The sequence below is a fragment of the Methylopila sp. 73B genome (genome assembly GCF_000526315.1).
In the GTDB taxonomy this organism is placed as follows: domain Bacteria; phylum Pseudomonadota; class Alphaproteobacteria; order Rhizobiales; family Methylopilaceae; genus Methylopila.
The window spans coordinates 2,446,278-2,466,454 of the sequence record NZ_JAFV01000001.1 but is presented as its reverse complement, the minus strand read 5'-3'; the positions used below and the strand labels follow the sequence as shown (position 1 = coordinate 2,466,454).

At 68.3% G+C, this 20,177-nt stretch carries 16 protein-coding genes and 2 pseudogenes; 15 read left to right on the top strand and 3 right to left on the bottom strand.

Translation table 11 applies throughout. From position 1 onward, the window contains the following. Window positions 1-11: 11 nt before the first annotated feature. From K244_RS0111900 to K244_RS21900, 9 genes are all read left to right on the top strand, one after another. The gene (locus tag K244_RS0111900; RefSeq protein ID WP_024816469.1) at window positions 12-1,412 is read left to right on the top strand and encodes an extracellular solute-binding protein; all 1,401 of its coding nucleotides are present in this window, start codon (window positions 12-14) and stop codon (window positions 1,410-1,412) included. A 70-nt stretch (window positions 1,413-1,482) separates the two neighbouring features. Beyond that, complete coding sequence (locus tag K244_RS0111895; protein ID WP_020186496.1) at window positions 1,483-2,406, top strand: sugar ABC transporter permease; 924 nt, start codon at window positions 1,483-1,485, stop codon at window positions 2,404-2,406. Between the two features lie 14 nt (window positions 2,407-2,420). Beyond that, window positions 2,421-3,239, top strand: coding sequence for a carbohydrate ABC transporter permease (locus K244_RS0111890; protein ID WP_020186495.1), 819 nt, complete (start codon window positions 2,421-2,423; stop codon window positions 3,237-3,239). Window positions 3,240-3,306: 67 nt separating this feature from the next. Beyond that, window positions 3,307-4,782: an aldehyde dehydrogenase family protein gene (locus K244_RS0111885; RefSeq protein ID WP_020186494.1), complete on the top strand. Its 1,476-nt coding sequence runs from the start codon at window positions 3,307-3,309 to the stop codon at window positions 4,780-4,782. A gap of 102 nt (window positions 4,783-4,884) precedes the next feature. Beyond that, window positions 4,885-5,685 (top strand): aldolase, encoded by an 801-nt coding sequence (locus K244_RS0111880; RefSeq protein WP_020186493.1) that lies wholly within the window; start codon window positions 4,885-4,887, stop codon window positions 5,683-5,685. Between the two features lie 34 nt (window positions 5,686-5,719). Beyond that, a complete protein-coding gene (locus tag K244_RS0111875; protein WP_020186492.1) occupies window positions 5,720-7,000 on the top strand; it encodes an MFS transporter in 1,281 nt (426 codons plus the stop codon). A gap of 303 nt (window positions 7,001-7,303) precedes the next feature. Beyond that, window positions 7,304-7,762, top strand: a complete 459-nt coding sequence (locus K244_RS0111870) for a MucR family transcriptional regulator (protein WP_020186491.1) — start codon at window positions 7,304-7,306, stop codon at window positions 7,760-7,762. A 153-nt stretch (window positions 7,763-7,915) separates the two neighbouring features. Continuing rightward, entirely contained in the window at window positions 7,916-8,236 is a 321-nt protein-coding gene (locus tag K244_RS0111865) for a hypothetical protein (protein WP_020186490.1), read from the top strand. A 430-nt stretch (window positions 8,237-8,666) separates the two neighbouring features. Continuing rightward, window positions 8,667-9,842, top strand: coding sequence for a calcium-binding protein (locus K244_RS21900; RefSeq protein WP_197027166.1), 1,176 nt, complete (start codon window positions 8,667-8,669; stop codon window positions 9,840-9,842). Between the two features lie 100 nt (window positions 9,843-9,942). On the opposite strand, the gene K244_RS0111855 is transcribed toward K244_RS21900, so the two are convergent. Next, complete coding sequence (locus K244_RS0111855) at window positions 9,943-11,412, bottom strand: HAMP domain-containing sensor histidine kinase (protein ID WP_020186488.1); 1,470 nt, start codon at window positions 11,410-11,412, stop codon at window positions 9,943-9,945. Then, window positions 11,409-12,128 (bottom strand): response regulator, encoded by a 720-nt coding sequence (locus K244_RS0111850; RefSeq protein ID WP_024816466.1) that lies wholly within the window; start codon window positions 12,126-12,128, stop codon window positions 11,409-11,411. Before K244_RS0111850 ends, K244_RS0111855 begins: the two co-directional genes overlap by 4 nt. 229 nt (window positions 12,129-12,357) lie before the next feature. Between K244_RS0111850 and K244_RS0111840 the strand changes: the two genes are divergently transcribed. From K244_RS0111840 to K244_RS24180, 3 genes and pseudogenes are all read left to right on the top strand, one after another. Then, the gene (locus K244_RS0111840) at window positions 12,358-12,597 is read left to right on the top strand and encodes a hypothetical protein (protein WP_020186486.1); all 240 of its coding nucleotides are present in this window, start codon (window positions 12,358-12,360) and stop codon (window positions 12,595-12,597) included. A gap of 165 nt (window positions 12,598-12,762) precedes the next feature. Continuing rightward, a pseudogene (locus K244_RS24185) lies at window positions 12,763-13,302 on the top strand (efflux RND transporter periplasmic adaptor subunit); the annotation flags it as partial. Window positions 13,303-13,317: 15 nt separating this feature from the next. After that, window positions 13,318-13,845 (top strand): annotated as a pseudogene (locus tag K244_RS24180) (efflux RND transporter permease subunit); the annotation flags it as partial. Window positions 13,846-13,847: 2 nt separating this feature from the next. Here the strand turns inward: K244_RS24180 and K244_RS0111830 are convergent. Next, window positions 13,848-14,708, bottom strand: coding sequence for an AraC family transcriptional regulator (locus K244_RS0111830; protein WP_036305717.1), 861 nt, complete (start codon window positions 14,706-14,708; stop codon window positions 13,848-13,850). A 263-nt stretch (window positions 14,709-14,971) separates the two neighbouring features. Here K244_RS0111830 and K244_RS0111825 point away from each other — a divergent pair, with 263 nt between their 5' ends. The 3 genes from K244_RS0111825 (at window position 14,972) to fhuB (ending at window position 20,167) form a co-directional block, all read left to right on the top strand. Continuing rightward, the gene (locus K244_RS0111825) at window positions 14,972-17,260 is read left to right on the top strand and encodes a TonB-dependent siderophore receptor (RefSeq protein WP_020186483.1); all 2,289 of its coding nucleotides are present in this window, start codon (window positions 14,972-14,974) and stop codon (window positions 17,258-17,260) included. Between the two features lie 71 nt (window positions 17,261-17,331). Then, complete coding sequence (locus K244_RS0111820; RefSeq protein WP_020186482.1) at window positions 17,332-18,231, top strand: ABC transporter substrate-binding protein; 900 nt, start codon at window positions 17,332-17,334, stop codon at window positions 18,229-18,231. After that, window positions 18,224-20,167, top strand: a complete 1,944-nt coding sequence (gene fhuB, locus K244_RS0111815; protein ID WP_020186481.1) for a Fe(3+)-hydroxamate ABC transporter permease FhuB — start codon at window positions 18,224-18,226, stop codon at window positions 20,165-20,167. The genes K244_RS0111820 and fhuB overlap by 8 nt, the downstream gene beginning before the upstream one ends. Window positions 20,168-20,177 lie beyond the last annotated feature (10 nt).

Below are 20,177 nucleotides of genomic sequence, written 5' to 3'. Positions count from 1 at the left end.
GACTTGGGACGATGACGAGCAGGACGTTCATGGCCGCGGCTTCGGCCGCCCTTCTGGCGGCGGGGCTCGGTGCGAGCGCGCGCGCCGCGGAATTCTCCTACGCGGAGGCGGCGAAGCCCTACAAGGGCGTCTCGATCCGCGTGCTGGACGAGGTCACGCCGCTGCAGGAGGTGCTGGCGAAGCTGGTTCCGGGGTTCGAGCAGGAGACCGGCATCAAGGTCGACTACCAGCTGCTCGGCCACATGGAGGTCATCAACCGCGGCCAGGCCGACATGCTGTCCGGCCGCGGCTATTTCGACGCGGTGATGCTGCATGGCTTCCAGATGGGTCAGATGCTGGAGGCGGAGGCGCTGCTGCCGATCGACGGCCTCGTCGCCGACACGAAGCTCTCGAACTCCAACCTCGAGACCGCGGACCTGATCGAACGGCCTTACAAGACCGTCGCCTTCTTCGGCGGCAAGCAGTACGGCTTCGTCAACTGGAACTACAACCACGTCTACTGGGCGCGCGCCGACCTCCTGAACGACGAGGGCGAGAAGACCGCGTTCAAGGCCAAGTACGGCTACGACCTCGCGCCCGCCAAGACGCTCGAGCAGCTCCGCGACATCGCCGAGTTCTTCACCCGCAAGAAGGGCGCGACGCTGGCCGGCAAGCCGCTCGACAGCGACTTCTACGGGGTCGTGTTCGACGGCGTGAAGGGCTCGGCCTCGCTGTTCTCCTTCGTGAACAACATCCTCAAGAACTACGGCGGCGACATCGTCGACGCCTCGGGCAAGCCGAACTTCGACACCCCCGCCACCGTCGCCGCGCTCAAGCTGTACGCCGACCTGTGGAAGTTCGCGCCTCCCGGAACCGCCGAGTACTCGCTGCTCGACGTGCCGACCGTGATGGGCAACGGCATCGCCGCGCAGTCGATGGCGTTCTCGGACTTCGTGCTCGGCGTCGATAAGCCGGGCGCCTCGCCCTTCGCCGGCAAGTTCGTCTACGCGGGCATCCCAGTGAAGGCCGACGTCGACCCGAAGTTCGCTTCCGCCGAAGCCGAGCCCTCGCTGGTCGCGATCGGCGCGAGCAGCAAGCATCCGGAAGCGACGTTCCTCTTCATCCAGTGGTTGACTGAGAAGAAGCAGCAGGAAGCCCTGCTCAACGCCGGCCAGGGCGGCGTGCCGATCCGCGAGAGCTCGTGGGAGCTTCCCGTGCTGAAGGCCTCCGCCAACCCCACGCTGTTCAAGGCCATGAAGGACACGCTGTCCGTCGCCGAGGCCAAGCCGCGCATGCCGAAGTATCTCGAGCTGTCGGACGCGCTGTCGACGGTCGTGCAGCAGGTCGGCATGGGCCGGCTGACGCCGGAGCAAGGCGCCGCCGAGGGCCAGAAGGCGCTCGTCCGGGTCTGCGGCGACAAGTGCACGCTCTGAACGCGACACGCGTGAGGCTCCGGGCGCGTCGCCCGGGGCCTTGGTCCGAGACCCGAACGGGACCTTCGCCATGTCCGTGATCACCGACACAGCCGTCGCGCCGGCCCGTGAAAAGCGGCGCTCCGGCCGGGGAGTCTGGTACCCCTACCTGCTGATCGCGCCGACGATGATCACGCTCGTGCTGGTCTCGCTGGTTCCGTTCGTCTACGCGATCTACCTCAGTTTCCATAAAGCCAAGTACGGCCGCGTCGGCGACTTCATCGGCTTCGACAACTACGCGAAGCTGCTGGCGGACCCGCAGTTCTGGAACTCGCTGAAGGTTGCGGGGCTGTTCGTCGGGATCGCGGTCCCGATCGAGTTCATGATCGGGCTGGGCGGCGCGCTGATCCTCAACTCGGGCGTCCGCGGCCGCTCCGTGCTGGTGCCGCTGCTGTTCATCCCGACCATGATGGCGCCTGTGGTCGTCGGCCTGTTGTGGAAGATCATGCTGGCTGGCTCCTGGGGCCTGATCTCGTACAATCTGCTGGAGCGGTTCGGGTGGCTCGGCGATCAGTCGATCTTCGCCTCGCCCGACCTCGCGCTCTACGCGCTGATGTTCGTCGACATCTGGCAGTGGTCGCCGTTCATGATGCTGGCGTTCTTCGCAGGGCTGCAGGCCCTGCCGCTCGGGCCCTACCGCGCGGCGGCCGTCGACGGCGCCTCGACCCTGCGCGTGTTCTTCAAGATCACGCTGCCGATGATGGTCCCGCTGCTGGCCGTGATCGGCCTGCTCCGGCTGATCGACGCGTTCAAAGTGTTCGACACGATCTTCATCCTGACCGGCGGCGGCCCGGGCGTCGCCACGCAGTCTCCGAGCGTGCTCGCCTACAAGATGACCTTCGAGTTCTGGAACATCGGCGAGGCGTCCGCGCTCGCCGTGCTGGTCTGGGCGGCGTTCTTCGTCTTCTGCAACGTGTTCTACCAGATCGCCAAGAAGAAGCTGAACGCCTTCTGAGAGACGGAACGACCATGAACGCGAACAAGACGAGCCTGCTCTGGACGACGGTCGCCGTGCTCTATGCGCTGGTGCTGCTGTTTCCGGTGCTGTGGATGGCGACGATGATGGTCAAGCCGGCGGACGTGATGTTCGCGCGGCCGACCGAGTTCCTGTTCACGCCGACGCTCGCGAACTTCGACTACGTCATCGCCGAAGGCTTCGCCTGGAACCTGCTGACGTCGTTCGTGCTGTGCACGGTCTCGACGCTGCTCGTGGTGTTGATCGGCACGCCGGCCGCCTACGCCTTCGCGCGCTTCGAGATGAAGGGCAAGGACGACCTGTTCCTGTTCATCCTGGCGAGCCGGATGGGGCCGCCGGTGTGCCTCGTCATCCCGTTCTACCTGATCTTCACGAAGGTCGGCCTGCTCGACACCTTCGCGGGACTGACCCTCGCTTACATGACGTTCAACCTGTCGTTCTACGTCTGGGTGCTGCGCAGCTTCTGCCGCGATCTGCCGGTCGAGCTGGAGGAAGCCGCCGCGCTCGAAGGCTGGTCGCGACCTCAGATCTTCATGCGCGTGGTGTTCCCGCTGCTGCGGAACGGCATCGTCGCGACGGCGGTGCTGTGCTTCATCTTCGCGTGGAACGAGTTCCTGTTCGCTTTCATGCTCGGCGGCGACCGCATCCAGACGCTGCCCGTGGCCATCCCGAAGCTCATCACGGCGCAGGGCGTGCGCTGGGGCGAGGTCGCCGTGGTCGGCATCGTGGCGCTGCTCCCCGTGCTCGCGGTGGTGCTGCTGCTGCAACGTCACATTGTCCGCGGCCTGACCCTCGGCGCCGTGAAGGGCTGACGGCAGCTCCGCCTGATTTCGACACGCTCCGCGGCTGACCGGGCCGCGATCCTCGCAGGAGACCGACATGAACCCCGCAGCCTTCGACGTCATCGACGGCGTGCCGCACTACAAGCTGTTCATCGACGGGAAGTGGACGGACTCGTCCCGGAACATGCTGGCGGACGACGTCAACCCGGCCACCGGCGAGGTCTTCGCCCGCACCCAGCAGGCCGGCGTCGAGGAGGTCGACGCCGCGATCGCCTCCGCTCACGCGGCGCAGGCCAAGTGGGGCGCCGCGATGGTGGGCGAGCGCGAGGCGATCCTGCTCAAGACCGCTGACGTCATCGTGCGCCGCACGCCGGAGATCCGCGACCTGTTGATTGAGGAGTGCGGCTCGGTGTTCTCCAAGGCGCTGTGGGAGATCGACTACGTGGTCGACGCCCTGCGGGTGGCGGCCGGCGACGCCCGGCACGTCATGGGCGAGACCATGCCGATGACCATGCCAGGCCAGATCTCGATCTCGGTGCGGAAGCCCCTCGGCGTCATCGCCGGCATCGCGCCTTTCAACTCGCCCTTCCTGCTGTCGATGAAGAAGATCGCCTACGCGCTCGCGGTCGGCAACGCCTTCATCCTCAAGCCCTCGGAGGAGACCCCGCTCTCGGGCGCGATCATCGCCGACCTGTTCGACGAGGCGGGCCTTCCCGCAGGGCTGCTCAATGTGGTGCCGGGCGTTCCGGCCGAAGTGGGCGAACGTCTGATCGCCGACCCGCGGGTCAAGATGATCACCTTCACCGGCTCCACCCGCACGGGGCGCCACCTCGCGGTGCAGGCGGCGACGCACCTCAAGCGATTCACGCTGGAGATGGGCGGCAAAAGCCCGCTGATCGTGCTCGCCGACGCCGACCTCGACTACGCCGTCGACGCCGCGGCCTTCGGCGTCTACCTGCACCAGGGGCAGGTCTGCATGGCGAGCTCGAAGGTCATCGTCGAGGCGCCGCTGTTCGACGCCTTCGCGGAGAAGTTCAAGGCGAAGACCGCTGGCATAAAGGTCGGCGACCCGCGCGATCCGGAGACGGTCATCGGGCCGCTCATCCGCGCGCGGCAGTGCGACTTCATCGACGGCCAACTTGAGGACGCCAAGCAGAAGGGCGCCGCCATCGTGTACGGCGGCACGCACGAGGGGCAGTTCTACCAGCCGACTGTCCTCACCGGCGTCACGCCCGAGATGCGGATCTACCACGAGGAGAGCTTCGGCCCCGTGGTCTCGCTCATCAGGGCGGAGGACTCCGAGGACGCCCTCCGCATCGCGAACGACACCGAGTACGGCCTCTCCGCCGCGCTGATCACCAACGACATGCAGAAGGCGCTCGACCTTTCGATGCGCCTCGAATCCGGCATGGTTCACGTCAACGACACCACCATCTCGGACGAGCCCCACGTGCCCTTCGGGGGCGTCAAGAACTCCGGCTTCGGCCGCGAGGGCGGACGCTATTCGCTCGAGGAACTCACCGAGGTGAAGTGGGTGACGCTGCAGATGGGCAAGCGGCAGTTCCCGTTCTAAGGCGCGCCCCGGCGCGACGGACCTTGCGCGCCTCCCTCGAAACCGGGCGCCCCGGCCCCAGAACCTCTGCGGGACATTCTGGCCGGGAGGAGACGAAGGCCCATGGCGCATTCGCTGTCGCACGATGGTTCGCTTCAGGCGTCTGACGCCGGCGCCAACCAGCCCGACCTCGACTCCGAGGCGGTCTGGGAGGCCAAGGTGGATCTCGCGGCGTGCTTCCGCATGGCGGCGCGCTGCGGGTTCGAGGAGGGCATCTGCAACCACTTCTCGGCGCTCGTTCCCGGCTACGACGCCCTCTTCATCGTCAATCCCTACGGCTACGCCTTCAGCGAGCTGACGGCGTCCAAGCTGCTCGTCTGCGACTTTCACGGCGCCGTGGTGGCGGGCGAGGGCGCGCCGGAGGCGACCGCCTTTTACATCCACGCCCGCGTCCATAAACGCGTGCCGCGGGCCAGGGTCGCGTTCCACACCCACATGCCCTACGCCACGGCGCTGTCCATGACGGAGGGCGACCCGCTGATCTTCGCGGGGCAGACGGCGCTGAAGTTCTATGGCCGGACGACGGTCGACCGGGACTACAACGGTCTCGCCCTGGACGAGCGCGAGGGCGACCGGATCGCCGCGGCGGTGGGCGACGCCGACATCGTCTTCATGAAGCACCATGGCGTGATGGTGCTGGGGCCGACGATCGCGGAGGCCTGGGACGATCTCTACTACCTCGAACGCGCCTGCGAGGTTCAGACGCTCGCGCTCTCGACGGGGCGTCAGGTTTTGCCCGTGGCTCCCGAGATCGCCGAGGCGGCCTACCGGCAGATGCGCGAGGGCGATCCGGACTCGGCGCGGCTCCATCTCGCGGCCGTGCGCCGGACGCTCGACCGCCAGGAACCGGAGTACAAGAGTTGACGCCGCGTTCGAGAGGCTCCCGACGAGCGCCGGTATGACCGCGGCCGCTGACGTGGAGCCTCGAACGCTGTCGCGCGGCTCCATGGCGATCGCGGCGTTCTCGACCGTCGTCGAGTGGTACGACTTCACGCTCTACCTCTACTTCGCGACGGTGCTGTCGCGGGTGTTCGTCGGGTCGGGCGAGGGCTCGCTGGCCGCCATCCTCGCAGGCTTCGCCGTGGCCTATCTGCTGCGGCCGCTCGGCGCGGTCGTGTTCGGCCACATCGGCGACCGGTTCGGGCGCAGGCGGGCGATGCTGCTGTCGGTCGTCGTCATGACGGCCGCGATGCTCGCCACCGCCCTGCTGCCGACGCACGCCCAGATCGGCCCCGCCGCGGCGTGGATGCTGCTGGCGCTGCGCTGCGTGATGAGCTTCTCCGTCGGCGGCGAGTACGTGGGCGTCGTGGCCTATCTGCTGGAGGGCGCGCCTGCGGAGCGGCGCGGTCTGATCACTTCGTCCGCGTCGGCCGCGAGCGAGGTCGGCGCCTTGCTCGCGGCCGGCGTGTCCGCCCTGACCGTCCACTGGCTCAGCCCTTCCGATCTCGACGCCTGGGGCTGGCGGATCCCCTTCTTCGTCGGCGCGGCGCTGGCGGGCAGCGTCTGGATCGCGCGCTCGGCCATGCACGAGTCGCCGGATTTCGAACGCCAGCGCGCTTTGGGGAGCGCGCCGGCGCAGCCGCTGCGCTACGCGCTCGCCCATCACCGCGCCGGCATCTTCCGCGGGTTCGCCATCTCGGCCCTCGGTTCGATCACCTATTACGTCGGCATCACCTACGTGCCCTCGTTCCTCACCTCGACGGGAGCCTTCGCGGAGGGGGCCTCGCTGTGGCTGTCGACGATCGCCGCCGTGGTCGTGATCCTGGTGACGCCGCTCGCGGGCGCGCTCTCCGACAGATGGGGGCGCAGGCCCGTCCTGACGGCGCTCGGCGTCGGCAGCGCGGTCCTGCCCATCGTCCTGTTCGCGCTCATGGCCAGCGGCTCGGGGACGCAGGCGCTCCTCGGCGCGGTCGTGCTTGCGGCCCTCGCGGGCGGCGTCAGCGCGGTCGGCGCGGTCGCGACCGCCGAGCAGTTCCCGGGCGAGGGGCGGCTGACCGGCCTCGCCCTCGGCGCCACGACGGCCACCGCCGTGTTCGGCGGCCTCACCCCCTATCTCGCGCATGTCCTCACCGAACGCACCGGCTGGGCGATGGCGCCGGGCGCGATGATCGGAGTCGTCGCTCTCGCGGTCCTACCGGTCCTGATGACGTTGAGGGCGCCGGCGACGACGTCGGACTGACGTCCCCACGCGTCCGCCCCCGACGGACCGGCGCAGCAAACGCTTCATCTCGCGAGCGCGCCAGAGTTTCCCAGACATCTGCGGAAACAAACGGCGCGATGTTCGGTCGAAGCAAGCTCGGCAAAGCGGCGAACGCGATGCAGTCGTCGCGTGCGGGCAGGACGTCCGGGCGATTTGAGAGTGCAGACCGCGTCAGAATCAGCCAATTATCTTGCTGTGCGACAAACGGTTCGAAAGATATCTATTGCGCTAGAGCGGCGGATGGATCATCTGACCACCATCTCATATGGAGTTTCCCCCAAAATGGAATACGAGACCGATTTCGTTTCGCTCGCCGCAGATGTCGTGAGCGCTTACGTCGGCAACAATTCTGTGCCGTCCGCCGACCTTCCCGCCCTGATCCAGTCCGTTCACGCCGCGCTCACTGCAACGGCGAAGGGCAAGGTCGAAGAGCCGGTCGTCGAGCTGAAGCCCGCGGTTCCGGTGAAGAAGTCCGTCAGCCCGGACTACATCATCTGCCTCGAGGACGGAAAGCAGTTCAAGTCGCTCAAGCGTCATCTGCGCACGAAGTACGACATGAGCCCCGAGGACTACCGCGCGAAGTGGGGCCTTCCGGCTGACTATCCGATGGTCGCCCCGAACTACGCGGCCGCACGGTCGGAACTCGCGAAGAAGATGGGCCTCGGGCAGCAGCGCGCCGCCGCGGCCGCCGCGCCGGCTCCCGCCAAGCGCGGCCGCAAGCCCGCTGCGAAGGCGGCGTAATCGACGTGCCGACCAGCGAGCGCTTTCGCGGCGCTCGCTGGTCGTTCTCGAGGCGGGAAGCCCAAGACCCGTCAGCGGCCGCGCGTTAACGGACCGTAAACCATGAAAGCGCTCCTCTATCGTGGTCGGATGAACACGATAGAGGAGCGCTCCATGGGCACGATCAGCGTCGGCGAGGTGATGGAACTCGTCGCGGCGCGGGCGGCCGTCTACGCCGCCGGCGGCGCCTCGGACCTTGAAGACCGCGTGTCCGCGCTGGCGGATGAACTCGAGCCGCTGATCAACGCGCCGATGGTCAACGTGCCGCGCTACTTTGAGGCCCTGTTCGAACGCCTCGACGCCGCGGCGGTTTCGCTGGCGGCCGTCGACGAGAACAAGCGCGGCCAGCCCACCGAAGACGAACTCCAGCGCCAGCGGCTGTTCTTCGCGGCCCTGGCGGAGCACTTCCATAAGCGGCTGGATCTCGCCGCCTGATCGCCGCGCGAAAGCGCCGTGCTGGCAGGCCTCGAGAGGCGCGTCTCCAGGCGACAACGCTTCAAAATCGGTCGCTTTGTCGGCGACTCCGGTACGGACCCTTCGATCGTTCTCGTTCCGGTCAGAGAATGACTTTGCGGGCGCCGCCTTTTTTAGTGATCATATGACTAAACAGAAAGTCTGATCCCGCAGGCGCCCTGTGACGTTGAATTGCCCAGCGATTTCGCTAGAGCAGACGCCCAAGGCTGCTAAAATCCTTATTATCCAGACACGTAGCAAACCACGAAATTGGTTCCGCTCCTTGGCTTTTTTGGGCGAATTTCGGGGCTGCCCAACCTCGATTCAAATGCAATCCTTCATGTAAGGAAATTGATCATCCGCCTAGTGATCTGCTGATCAACATCAGTGCACACCGATGTGGATGGTAACAATGTCAACGTACACCTCTGGAAGCTCGGCCGGTTTCGACAATCGTGATTTGTGGATTAACAATACGGGACAATCGACCGCAGAGACGTTCGCCAATCGGACGAGTGCGTCCGGCAATATTCTGACCGGAAATGCCCAGGAGACGTACTCGGAATACACGTTCGTGGCGAACGGGCTGACCTATCACTACATCGGCGAGTTCACTGCGAGCTTCACCGGATCGCTGCTGGCGGGGACGGTGAGCGCCAGCGGCTACTACGACCACATCACGGTCACCAACAGCAGCGGGGGGGTCGTCGCGAGCTATGCCGGCGACGCCGTCAAGGTCGATTTCGGCAGCGAGGCGAGCGGGGTGATCGGCACGGTCACCGGGCTGCTCGGGCTCGTCGGCGGGCTGCTCGGCGGCGAGGGCACCGAGGCGATCGACAACCTGCATCTCGACGCCACGCCGAGCCTGCCCGCAAGGGCCTTCAGCGGCGCGGACAACCTCAGCGGCGGCTCCGGCGGCGATCATTTGTTCGGCTACAACGGCAATGACGTGATTTCGGGTCTCGCCGGCGCTGATACGATCGACGGCGGCGCTGGCTCCAATACCCTTGACTACAGCGCGTCGAACGCGAAGGTCAGCATCAATATCAGCAACAGCAGCGCCTCAGGCGGGCACGCCACCGGCGACAGCTACACCAACATTCAGAACGTGACTGGCTCGGCGTTCAACGACAGCCTGGTAGGTGACTCAGGCGCCAATACCATCAATGGTGGGCTGGGCAACGACCAGTTGCGGGGCGGAAGCGGAAACGACCGTCTCGTGGGCGGCGCCGGCGATGACGCGCTCACCGGCGGCAGGGGCGTCGACGCGCTCTATGGTAAGGCTGGCGCCGACACCTTCATCTTCACCAACGTTGCCGATAGCGGCCTGGCTTCGACCACACGCGACACGATCGGCGACTTCAAATCGGCGGAGGGCGACAAGATCGACCTCAGCGGCCTCGACGCGAACGACGAACTTAGCTTCATCGGCACCGGGAGATTCACCGGCGCCGGCGACGAAGTGCGCTATCAAGTCTATCAGAACGCGCTCGTAGTGTTCACGGACGTCGACGGCGACCGTGTGGCCGACTTCTCGGTCAAGCTCGCGGGCCTCGGCAGCGTCGCCGCCGACGACTTCATTCTGTAGTCTTCGTCGCGACGCACCAAAACCACCCTGGATGGGGCGCTCCGCTTTCGGCTTCGGCCGAGCGGGGCGTTCTGGCGTCGATGCGGCGGGCCCTGACGGATTAGGTCAACTGCGCCGAGACGGCTGGCGCTCGCAGCGCAGGCCGATCTCGCCGCGCCGCGGACGGCGTCTCCGTCGCGGGCAGCATGATCGTCGCACGAAGACCGGCGGCGACGTTCGCGAGCGCGACGTCGCCGCCGTGGCGTCGCGCGATGGTGCGGGCGATGGCGAGGCCGAGGCCCATGCCGCCGGTCTCGCGGCTGCGGGATTCCTCCAGGCGGAAGAACGGCGCGAAGACCTGCTCCATCGCCTCCTGCGGAATGCCGGGTCCACGGTCTTCGACGACGATCTCCACGCTCTTTCCCACGCTCGCCACCCGCACCCGCGCCTCTCCGCCGTAGCGCACGGCGTTCTCGACCAGATTGCGGACCGCGCGGCGCAATGCGTCAGGACGGCAGCGCTGCGTCACGCGCGCGCTGTCCTCGAAGGCGACGTCCTGACCGATCTCGGCGAGGTCGTCGCAGAGGCTCTCCACCAGCGACCGGAGGTCGACCGCCCGCGTCTCCTCGACCAACGATTCCTCGCGTGCGAAGGCGAGGCCGGCCTCAGTCATGGACCGGAGCTCCTCGATGGTCGCGAGCATCTTCTCGCGGGTCTCCTCGTCCTGCACGAACTCGGCGCGCAGCCGAAGCGAAGTGATCGGCGTGCGCAGGTCATGGCCGATGGCGGCCAGCATCCGCGTGCGGTCATCGACGAAGCGCTGCAGGCGCGCCTGCATCAGGTTGAACGCCTCCGCGGTCCGCCGGATGTCGTCGGGGCCGGTTTCGGGGAGCGCGCTCTGCTCCCCGCGGCCGAGCGCTTCGGCGGCGGCCGCCATCCGGCGCATCGGCCGCGTGATGCCGCGGGCGATGAAGGCGGCGATGGCGCAGAGCAGGACCGCCGTCAGGCCGATCGAGACCATCGACTGCTCGGTCCAGAATCCGCTCGGCGCGGGCTTCGCGAGCGCAGTGTTGAGCCAGCCGCCGTCCTTCAGCCGCACGGCGAGGCCCATGCCGTTGGCGTCGTTCAGCGACAGGAATTTCGCCGGGCGGGACAGCGGCCACGCGTGCGCCGGGAGCTCGCGCCAGTTGGGGTCCGCGGGCGGGGTCGTCGGAGGCGTGAAGACGTTCGGGCCCGCGAGCTTCGCGGGGCTGCCGAGGCTCGTGAAGCTCGGCAGCGGTTGCGTCAGCTGTCGGAACGCCTCCTCGCGCCATGCCGCGGCGTCGCCCGGAGCCTCGGCTGTCACCCAGAAGCGGGAATAGGTCGTCCCGCTCGCGCGCAGAATGTCCTCGTGCACGCTGGCCGGCGTGGTCTCGAGCACCTGTGCGATCGACGCGCAGCGGCTGAGGAATTCGGACTTCGCGGCCTTCTGCAGCGCCTCGCCGCGCTCGCCGAGGAACATCGCGGCGCCGATCCCCTGGGAGACCGCGAGCGCCAGCAACATCAGGCCGATGAACTGCACCGTCAGGCTGCGCGTCCAGATCTGGATCATGGCGCCCGCACCTCCGCGCCGAAGCTGTAGCCCCCGCCCCAGTGGGTCTTGATGAGCGTCGGCGCCTTCGGATCCGCCTCGATCTTCTTGCGCAGGCGGCTCACCTGGTTGTCGATGCTGCGGTCGAAGGGATCGGCCGTGCGGCCGACCGTCAGGTCGAGCAATTGGTCGCGGCTCAGCACCAGCCCGGAATGGTCGATGAAGGCGGAGAGCAGCCGAAACTCCGCCGTGCTGAGGGGCACCGCGAGCCCGTTGTCGTCCACCAGTTCGCGTCGACCGACGTTGAGCAGCCACCGGTCGAACCGGATTTCGCGCGCCTTCGGCGTCGCCCGCTGCGGCGGCAGGCTCTGCACCCGGCGCAGCACGGCTTTGATCCGGGCCAGCAACTCCCGAGGGTTGAACGGCTTGGTCAGATAGTCGTCGGCGCCGATCTCGAGGCCGACGATGCGGTCGGTCTCGTCGGCCATGGCCGTCAGCAGGATGACCGGGAGGTCCGCGCCGCTGCGCAAGTCGCGGCAGAGCGACAGGCCGTCCTCGCCCGGCATCATCACGTCGAGCACCACGAGGTCGATGCCGTTCTTCTCCATCAGCCGGCGGAACGCCGCGGCGCTCTCGGCCTGACTGACGCGGTAGCCGTGCTTCACGAGATACTTGCCCACCAGATCGCGGATGTCCCGGTGGTCGTCGACGACGGCGATATGCGGTTGAGCGTCCATCTCGTCTTCGTTCTTCGAGCAGCGCTTCACCATAGCCGCATCGCCAGGCGCGCTCCTGGGAAAAGTGTATCGGAATGTATCGACACCGCGCTCCGCGACATCTGGCGACCAAGCCCGCGTTCCTTGGCAGAGCTCTGCGACAGACGGCGGTTAGAACGTCAGCATCGCCAGAGACGCTCTCCACGTCTCGACGACGGATCGTCCGACGGAGAAACAGAGGAGAAGATCGATGAAGAGCATCCTTTCAGCCATCGCCGCCACTCTGCTCGCGACCGCCGCGGCCCAGGCCGCCGAGCGCAACGCCGAGCCCGCCCGCGAGCGGACCCAGCAGTCGCGCATGCTCGACGAGCGCCTGCGCGATCGCGCCCCGGTTTCTCTCGAGCGGGCCTACGAGACCCAGCGCCCGGCGACGCCGGACGCGGCCTACCGCACCACGATCGAGTGGAGCGGAAACGACAACGAGGGCTAACCCCTCAGACGTTGGGGCGTGGATTCAGCGTCCCCGCCACGTCCCGAGGGATGCGAAGCCCCCCGCATCCCCGGCGGCCGTCGACGAGATAGTGATCACACGTCGACGGCCGCCGCCCTACCTTTGTTGCATTGCGACATTCAACACCGGTTCGGAGAGCAGCCCATGCGGGTCGTCCGCGTCATCGGCCTCACATGCGCGGGCCTCCTTGCCGCGGGCGCTGGATTCTACGGATGGGGACGGATGGACGCCTCGACGGCGCAGACCGCGGCGCCTCCGCCGCCGACGGTGACGGTGGCGAACCCCCTCGTGCGCGAGGTGACCGACTACGACGAGTTCACCGGGCGTTTCGAGCCGACGGCGATGGTCGAGGTGCGGCCGAGGGTGTCGGGCTATCTCACCGAGATCAACTTCAAGGACGGCCAGATCGTGGAGGCCGGGCAGGCGCTGTTCGTCATCGACAAGCGCCCCTACCAGACGGCGCTGGCGCAAGCCGAGGCGCAACTCGCGGGCGCGACGGCGCAGCTCGCTTTCGCGGAGGCGGACGCCAAGCGCAGCCAGGAACTGGTGAAGAGCTCCAACATCGCGGTCGCGACGCACGAGCAGCGCATCCAGCAGCGTCAGGCCGCCGACGCCGCGCGGAAGACCGCGGAGGCGGCGGTCGCGCGGGCGCGGCTGGACCTCGAGTTCACCGAGGTCCGCTCGCCGGTGCGCGGCCCGCTGCTCGTCTTCCTGCTGCTCGCGGCCCAGTACGAAAGCTGGACGCTGCCGCTCGCGATCATCCTGATCGTGCCGATGTGCCTGCTCGCGGCGGTCACCGGACTGACGATCCGCGGCATGCCGGTCGACATCCTCGCGCAGGCCGGCTTCGTGGTGCTCATCGGGCTCGCCGCGAAGAACGCCATCCTGATCGTCGAGTTCGCGCGCCAGAACGAGGACCGCGGGATCGGCCGGGCGAAGGCCGCGATCGACGCGGTGAAGACCCGGCTCCGGCCGATCCTGATGACCTCGCTCGCCTTCATCCTCGGCGTCGTGCCGCTGGCGCTCGCGACCGGCGCCGGCGCCGAGATGCGGCAGTCGCTCGGCACGGCGGTGTTCTACGGGATGATCGGCGTGACGATCTTCGGCCTGATCTTCACGCCGGTGTTCTACGTCGTCTGCCGGGCGCTCGCCCGCGACGGCAAGGCCGATGGCAAGGCCAAACCGGGCCTCGAACCCGAGACGCCCGCGCTCGCGCCGGGGGAATAGGCTCAGCCCGCGGCGTCGCGCCAAGCGGCCGGGGTCCGGCCGATGATCTGGCGGAAGACCCGGGTGAAATGGGGCTGATCCGAAAACCCGGTCTCGGCGGCGATCTCGGTGAGCGACGCGTCGCTGCGCGTCAGCAGGTCCTGCGCCTTGCGAATGCGCGCCTGCATCTGCCAGCGATGCGGCGGCACGCCGGTCGCCGCCTTGAAGGCGTGGCTGAAGTGGCTCTGCGTCATGCCGGTGAGGTCGGCGAGCTCCTGCAGACGGATGGGGCGGCCGCAGTGCGCCTCGATGTAGCCGATGGCGGCGTCGAGCTTGCGCTTGGGCAGGCCGCTGCGCTTGCGGGCGACCGGAACGGTCGCGCCCATCGCGGCTGAGATCAGCGCGGCCGTCAGGCTGTCGCCGTAGAGCGGGGGCAGGGGCGCTGCGCTGGCGCATTCCGCGGCGAGCATGCGCGCGAGCGATAGCGCGCGCTCGTCGCTCGCCATCAGCCGGGGTTCGCTCAGCGCGCCGTCCGCCCCGATCATCTCGCGGAGCCACTCGGCGGAGAGATGCACGTCTAGATGGAGGATCGACGTGGCGCCGGCGAAGCGGGAGGACAGTCGCACGCCTGCGGGCACGAAGCTGAAGCCGGAGCCCGTCGACACCGCGACCTGCCGCCCCGCCTCGCGGAACGCCATCGGAGCGGCGAGCGGCTCAAGCACCACGAACAGTCGGGGATCCTGCGAGACATAGTCGCCGCTGGCGCCTGACGCGCAGTTCGCCCGCCACAGCTCCACGCAGCCCGAGGCGCCGGAGCGTCGCCAGCCGTCGACGACCTCGATCCCGTCGCGCCGCGACTCCATCCGCGGTCGAAAGGCCGCCATCGCCCGCCTCCTCTGGCGTCCGCACTGTTGCGCCGCGGCATCGCTCAGCGACGCTTTCCCTACATTCAGCGAAACTGCCCAAAAGGCGACAACGTTCAAGCAAAAACGATCAATAAAAACTGAGATGCCGCTGTTAGGACACAATCTCCACGGGCGGCGTTGGTTTTAAGAGTTCTAATCTAGCTCTTTATAGTCGCTCTAAACTAACAATACATGGGCGTACGATGAGAAAGAGCCGCGGCGCTGGATTGAAGAGCGCACTGTTGATCGGGGTTGCAGCGTCCGCTCTCCTCGTTGCTCCGGCCGTGGCGCAGCAGGCCGCGGATGGCGGAACGGTCGCCCTCGACGAACTCACCGTCACCGGCCGCGGCGAGCAGACGGGGTCGGGCACGGCGCCGGTGCAGGGCTACGTGCCGGCCGCGACCACGACCGGCTCCAAGACCGACACCCCGGTCCAGCTGATCCCGCAGTCGATCGGCGTTGTCGGCCGCCAGCAGATGGACGACATCGGGGCGCAGAAGGCCGACGAGGCGGTGCGCTACTCCGCCGGCGTGTTCGCGCAGCCCTTCGGCGAGGACAGCGACAATAACTGGTTCTACATCCGCGGTTTCGACGCCACCCAGACCGGCACATACCGTGACGGCATGCAGTTGATGAACTTCGCGTTCGGCAACTTCTACACCGACAGCTATCTGCTGGAGCGCGTGGAGGTGCTGCGTGGCGCGTCGTCGTCCCTCTACGGCGGCGGCAACATCGGCGGCATCATCAACTACGTCAGCAAGCGTCCGCTCGATCATGACTTCAATCAGATCGAGGTCGGGATCGACAACTATCCGACCGGCTACGGCGCGTTCGACATCAACAGGGTCGTGCCGAGCGGCGTCGAGAGCAAGCTGAACCCGCTGCCGCCGGTCTGGAAGTATCGCTTCACCGGCAAGCTCGAGGGCGGCGACGGCTATTCGAAGCACGAGGACGGCATTCGCGGCGTCATCCAGGGCGCAGCGACCTATTCGCCCGACGCCGGCACCGACTTTACGTTTTACGCCAACTACCAGCACATGGATCAGAACCATGGCGGCGGCGACTTCCTCCCGTATTACGGGACGGTGAAGCGGGCGCGATCCCTGGACGGTTCGATCGATCTCGGCCACATCAACCGCAAGGAGAATTATTCGGACCCGGACATCGACCGGTTCGACCGCCGTCAGGCCATGGTCGGTTATGATCTGCGGCACGACCTGATCGAGACTTGGACCGTGAACTCGAAGGCCCGCTTCGCCTACGGCCATGTCGAGGAGGCCCAGCTCTACCCCTTCGGCTACGGCTTTGCGGAGAGGCCGAGCGCTGGCAACACCCAGCTGGCCCGCATCCGGTTCGACCACGACACTGAAGTGTTTAACTTTACGGCCGACAACAGCGTCGTCGGCAAGTTTGCGACCGGCGGCCTCGACCATACCTTGCTGTTCGGCGTCGACTACAAATTCTACCGCATCGACGAGGTTCAGGCCTCGACCTCCTTCGCCACCCCCGTCGACGTCCACAATCCTGACCTCAATCAGCCGCAGCCCGGCACGCTTCCCTATGTCGACGAGAACACCAACCTGCATCAGGCCGGCGTCTACATTCAGGATCAGATCCGCTTCGGCCGCGGCTTCATCGCGACCTTGAACGGCCGCTACGACCGCATCTGGCTCGACGCCGACTACAAGCGCCTTCCCGACGCCTTCGGCGGCCTCAACGACACCGGTGAAGACGCCAGCCTGAACAAGGGCCGGTTCAGCGGCCGGGCAGGTCTCGGCTACGAATTCTCGAACGGCCTGGTGCCGTATGTCAGCGTGGCGAGCACCTTCAACCCGCTGATTGGGTCCAACGTGGTCAACGTTCCCGGCGGCGTGCGCCGTACGCCGTTCCGGCCCGAGACTGGCATCCAGTACGAGGCTGGCGTCAAATACGCGCCGACCTGGTTCTCGGGGCTGTTCAGCGCCGCGATTTTTGATCTTGAGAAGGAGAACGTCGTCTCCGGGCCGTTCCGGGAGCAGACCCAGCTCGGCAAGGTTCGCTCTCGAGGGTTTGAGTTCGAGGCCCAGGCGAACCTGACCGAGAATTGGAAGTTCATCGGCTCGTTCACGGCCTATCAGCTCAAGATTCTGAAGGGCGTCGGCACGGACCCGTCCACGTTCGGGCCAGTCGACCTCAAGGGCGATCAGCCCTTCCTCGTGCCCGAGATCATCGGCTCGGCATTCCTAGACTATACGTTCACGACCGGATCGCTGAAGGGCCTTAGCCTCGGCGGGGGCGTACGCTACCTCGGCAAATCCAAAGCGACTCAGCCGAACGCCTATACGCTGCCGAATGGAACCAGAGTTCATCCCGAGGTCCCGTCCGCCACGCTGTTCGACGTCGCCGCTCGCTACGAGTGGGACGCCTACAAGGTCAGCCTCAACGTGACGAACCTGTTCGACAAGCGCTACGTGTCGGGCTGCCAGGGCATCAACGTCTGCTCCTACGGCGAGGGCCGCCGGGCGCTGGTCAAGGCGAGCTACACCTGGTGATCTGAGACACGTCTTCGATCTGGAAGGGGCCGGCTCGCCGGCCCCTTCGTGCGTTTGAAAGAGCTGGGCGTTTGAACGGACCACACTCCTTCGGCCTCACGCGGCGCTCGCTTTTGGCGTCGCTCGCGGGGACCGGCCTAGCCGGCGCCCTCGGCGCCCCCGCCGGCGCCGCAAACCTCCGGATCGCGGCGATCGACTGGGCGATGCTGGAGACGGCGCTGGCGCTCGGCGTGACGCCCGTCGCGGCGACCGAATTGAAGCTGTTCCGCCGGGCCGCGATCGAACCCGCCGTGCCCGCCGAGGTGGCGGACTTGGGGCTGCGGGGCGAGATCAACGCGGAGATGCTGCTCTACGCGCGGCCCGACCTGATCCTGAGCTCGCCCTGGTACGAGAAGTACCGCGCGCAGCTCGAGCGCGTCGCGCCGGTCGAGAGCTTTTCGATCTACGAGCCCGGCCGCTCGCCCTACGCCGCGGCGGAAGCTGCGAGCCGGGCGCTGGGCGCGCGCCTCTCCCGGGCGGCGGAAGCCGAAGCGCTCGTCGCCCGGGCTGACGCCGCCCTCGCCGCCGCCCGGAGCCGGCTCGCGCCGTTCGCGAACCGTCCGTTCCTCGTGACGAACTTCGGCGACGCCCGCCATTTCCGCGCGTTCGGGGCCGACAGCCTGTTCGTCGACGTACTGGCGCGGCTCGGCCTGCGCTCCGCCTGGGCGGGCGGCAGCGCCTATGGCGCGGTGGCGAGCGTGGGGTTGGAAGCGCTCGCCGGCATGCCCGAGGCCTGGATCGTCATCGTCGGGCCGACTCCGCCCGGCGTTTTGACGAGCCTCGACGGGAGCGCGTTCTGGCGGGCGATGCCGCAGGTCGCGGGCGGGCGCGTGGTCGATCTCGGCCCGATCAATCCGTTCGGCGCGCTGCCGGCCGCCCTGCGCTTCGCGCGCCTTCTCGACGAGGCTCTGGCGGGCCGCGACCATGCGTGAGGCGGCCTTGCGGGGATGGGCGCCCTGGCTGTTGCTTGGCCTCGTCGCGGCGGCCCTCTGGGCGGCGACGCTGGGCCGTCATCTCGGCGCCGGACTTACGCCGTCGAGCGAGCTCGACCGCCTCCTGCTGCTGCACAGTCTGATCCCGCGGGCGGCGACGGCGCTGCTCGCCGGGGCCGCGCTCGGGCTCGCCGGCGCGCTGCTGCAATCCGCGCTCGACAATCCGCTGGCGGAGCCCGCCACGCTCGGCGTTTCCGCGGGAGCGCAGCTCGCGCTGACGCTGGCCGCGCTGCTGGCGCCTGGTCTTGGCGGCTTGGGCCGCGAAGCGGTGGCTTTCGCCGGGGGCGCGGGGGCCGTGGCGGCCGTGCTGGCGCTGACCTGGCGGCGCGGGCTCGATCCGGTCTCGGTCGTCCTCACCGGCATGATCGTCGCGATGGTGGCGAGCTCGCTCAGCGCCGCGCTGATCCTGTCGCAGGGCGAATATCTGTTTGCGCTGCTGATCTGGGGCGGCGGTTCGCTTAGCCAGCAGAGCTGGGCGCCGGCCGGCGCGATTGCGGCGGCGCTCGCTCTCGCGGCGCTTCCCGCGGCGCTTCTGGCGCGGCCGCTCGGCGTGATAGCGACCGGCGACTCCGGCGCGCGCGGCCTCGGCGCGCCCGTCGCGGCGATCAGGCTTGCGGCGCTCGGCGTCGGGGTCGCCTTGGCGACGACGGTCGCGGCGGAGGTCGGGCTGATCGCCTTCGTCGGTCTGGCCGGTCCCGCGCTCGCCCGACTGTCCGGGGCGCGGACCACGAAGGCCGTCCTGCTGGCCTCGCCCCTCGTGGGCGCCGTGCTGCTGTGGCTCGCGGACGGCTTGGTGCAGAGCCTGCCCGCGGGCTTCAGCCAGATCCCCACGGGCGCCGCGACCGCGCTGCTCGGGGCGCCGCTGATGCTGTGGCTGCTGCCGCGCCTCAAGATGGCGGACCGCCCGCAGAGGCCGGTGCGCGCCTCGTCCCGACCGGCCGCGCGCACCTTCGCCGTGCTCCTCGCGCTCGCGGCCCTCGTGCTCCTGGCCGCCGTGGCCCTCGGCCGTGCGCCGGACGGCTGGCATGCGGCGACCGGCGCAGGCTTCGCCGAGGTCTGGCCGTTCCGCTGGCCGCGCACGGCCGCGGCGGCGGCGGCCGGCGCCATGCTGGGGGCCGCGGGCGTGATCGTGCAGCGCATGACGGGCAACCCGCTGGCGAGCCCCGAGGTGCTGGGCGTCAGCGCCGGCGCCGGGCTCGGCCTCGCGGTGGTGATGCTGCTTTCCGCCAGCACGGAGCTGCCGCTGCGGTTTGCAGGCTCGGCCTGCGGCGCGCTGGCGGCGCTCGTGCTGATGCTGGCGATGTCCGGCGCGCGCGGCGTCGGCGCCGAGCGCTTCCTGCTCGCGGGGGCGACGCTCTCCGCGCTGTGCCTCGCGGCGTTGAACGCGGTGATCGCCACGGCGTCGACCCGCGCCTTCGCGCTGCTCGGCTGGATCTCCGGCTCGACCAGCGCCATCGGGCCGGACGAGGCGCTTATCGCCTGCGCGGCCGCGGCGGCGCTCGCTCTGCCGCTCGCCTTCGTCGGCCGCTGGCTCGACGTGCTGCCGCTCGGGTCCCCGGTCGCCCGCAGCCTCGGGCTTGGGCTGCGGCCCGCGCGGCTCGCGCTCACCGCGCTCGCGGCCCTGCTCGCCGCCGCGGCGTCCCTGATCGTCGGGCCGCTGAGCTTCGTGGGACTGGTCGCGCCCCACGCCGCCTACGCCAGCGGGCTGACGCGGCCGACCGCCCATCTCGCCGGGGGCGCGCTCATCGGCGCGATCCTGATGGTGGCGGCCGACGTCCTGGCCCGCACGGTGATCTTCCCCTACCAGCTGCCGCTCGGGCTCTTCGCGTCGTTGATCGGCGGCGCCTATCTGGTATCGCTGCTGCGCACGCGGTGAGGCGGCGCGG

Excerpts from the sequence above, each read along its gene's own strand:
- K244_RS0111885 (WP_020186494.1), top strand. The coding sequence starts at position 3,307 with ATGAACCCCGCAGCCTTCGACGTCATCGACGGCGTGCCGCACTACAAG.
- K244_RS0111875 (WP_020186492.1), top strand. The coding sequence starts at position 5,720 with ATGACCGCGGCCGCTGACGTGGAGCCTCGAACGCTGTCGCGCGGCTCC.
- K244_RS0111855 (WP_020186488.1), bottom strand. The coding sequence starts at position 11,412 with ATGATCCAGATCTGGACGCGCAGCCTGACGGTGCAGTTCATCGGCCTG.
- K244_RS0111850 (WP_024816466.1), bottom strand. The coding sequence starts at position 12,128 with ATGGACGCTCAACCGCATATCGCCGTCGTCGACGACCACCGGGACATC.
- K244_RS0111865 (WP_020186490.1), top strand. The coding sequence starts at position 7,916 with ATGGGCACGATCAGCGTCGGCGAGGTGATGGAACTCGTCGCGGCGCGG.
- K244_RS0111870 (WP_020186491.1), top strand. The coding sequence starts at position 7,304 with ATGGAATACGAGACCGATTTCGTTTCGCTCGCCGCAGATGTCGTGAGC.
- K244_RS0111895 (WP_020186496.1), top strand. The coding sequence starts at position 1,483 with ATGTCCGTGATCACCGACACAGCCGTCGCGCCGGCCCGTGAAAAGCGG.
- K244_RS21900 (WP_197027166.1), top strand. The coding sequence starts at position 8,667 with ATGTCAACGTACACCTCTGGAAGCTCGGCCGGTTTCGACAATCGTGAT.
- K244_RS0111900 (WP_024816469.1), top strand. The coding sequence starts at position 12 with ATGACGAGCAGGACGTTCATGGCCGCGGCTTCGGCCGCCCTTCTGGCG.
- K244_RS0111830 (WP_036305717.1), bottom strand. The coding sequence starts at position 14,708 with ATGGCGGCCTTTCGACCGCGGATGGAGTCGCGGCGCGACGGGATCGAG.
- K244_RS0111880 (WP_020186493.1), top strand. The coding sequence starts at position 4,885 with ATGGCGCATTCGCTGTCGCACGATGGTTCGCTTCAGGCGTCTGACGCC.
- K244_RS0111890 (WP_020186495.1), top strand. The coding sequence starts at position 2,421 with ATGAACGCGAACAAGACGAGCCTGCTCTGGACGACGGTCGCCGTGCTC.
- K244_RS0111840 (WP_020186486.1), top strand. The coding sequence starts at position 12,358 with ATGAAGAGCATCCTTTCAGCCATCGCCGCCACTCTGCTCGCGACCGCC.
- fhuB (WP_020186481.1), top strand. The coding sequence starts at position 18,224 with ATGCGTGAGGCGGCCTTGCGGGGATGGGCGCCCTGGCTGTTGCTTGGC.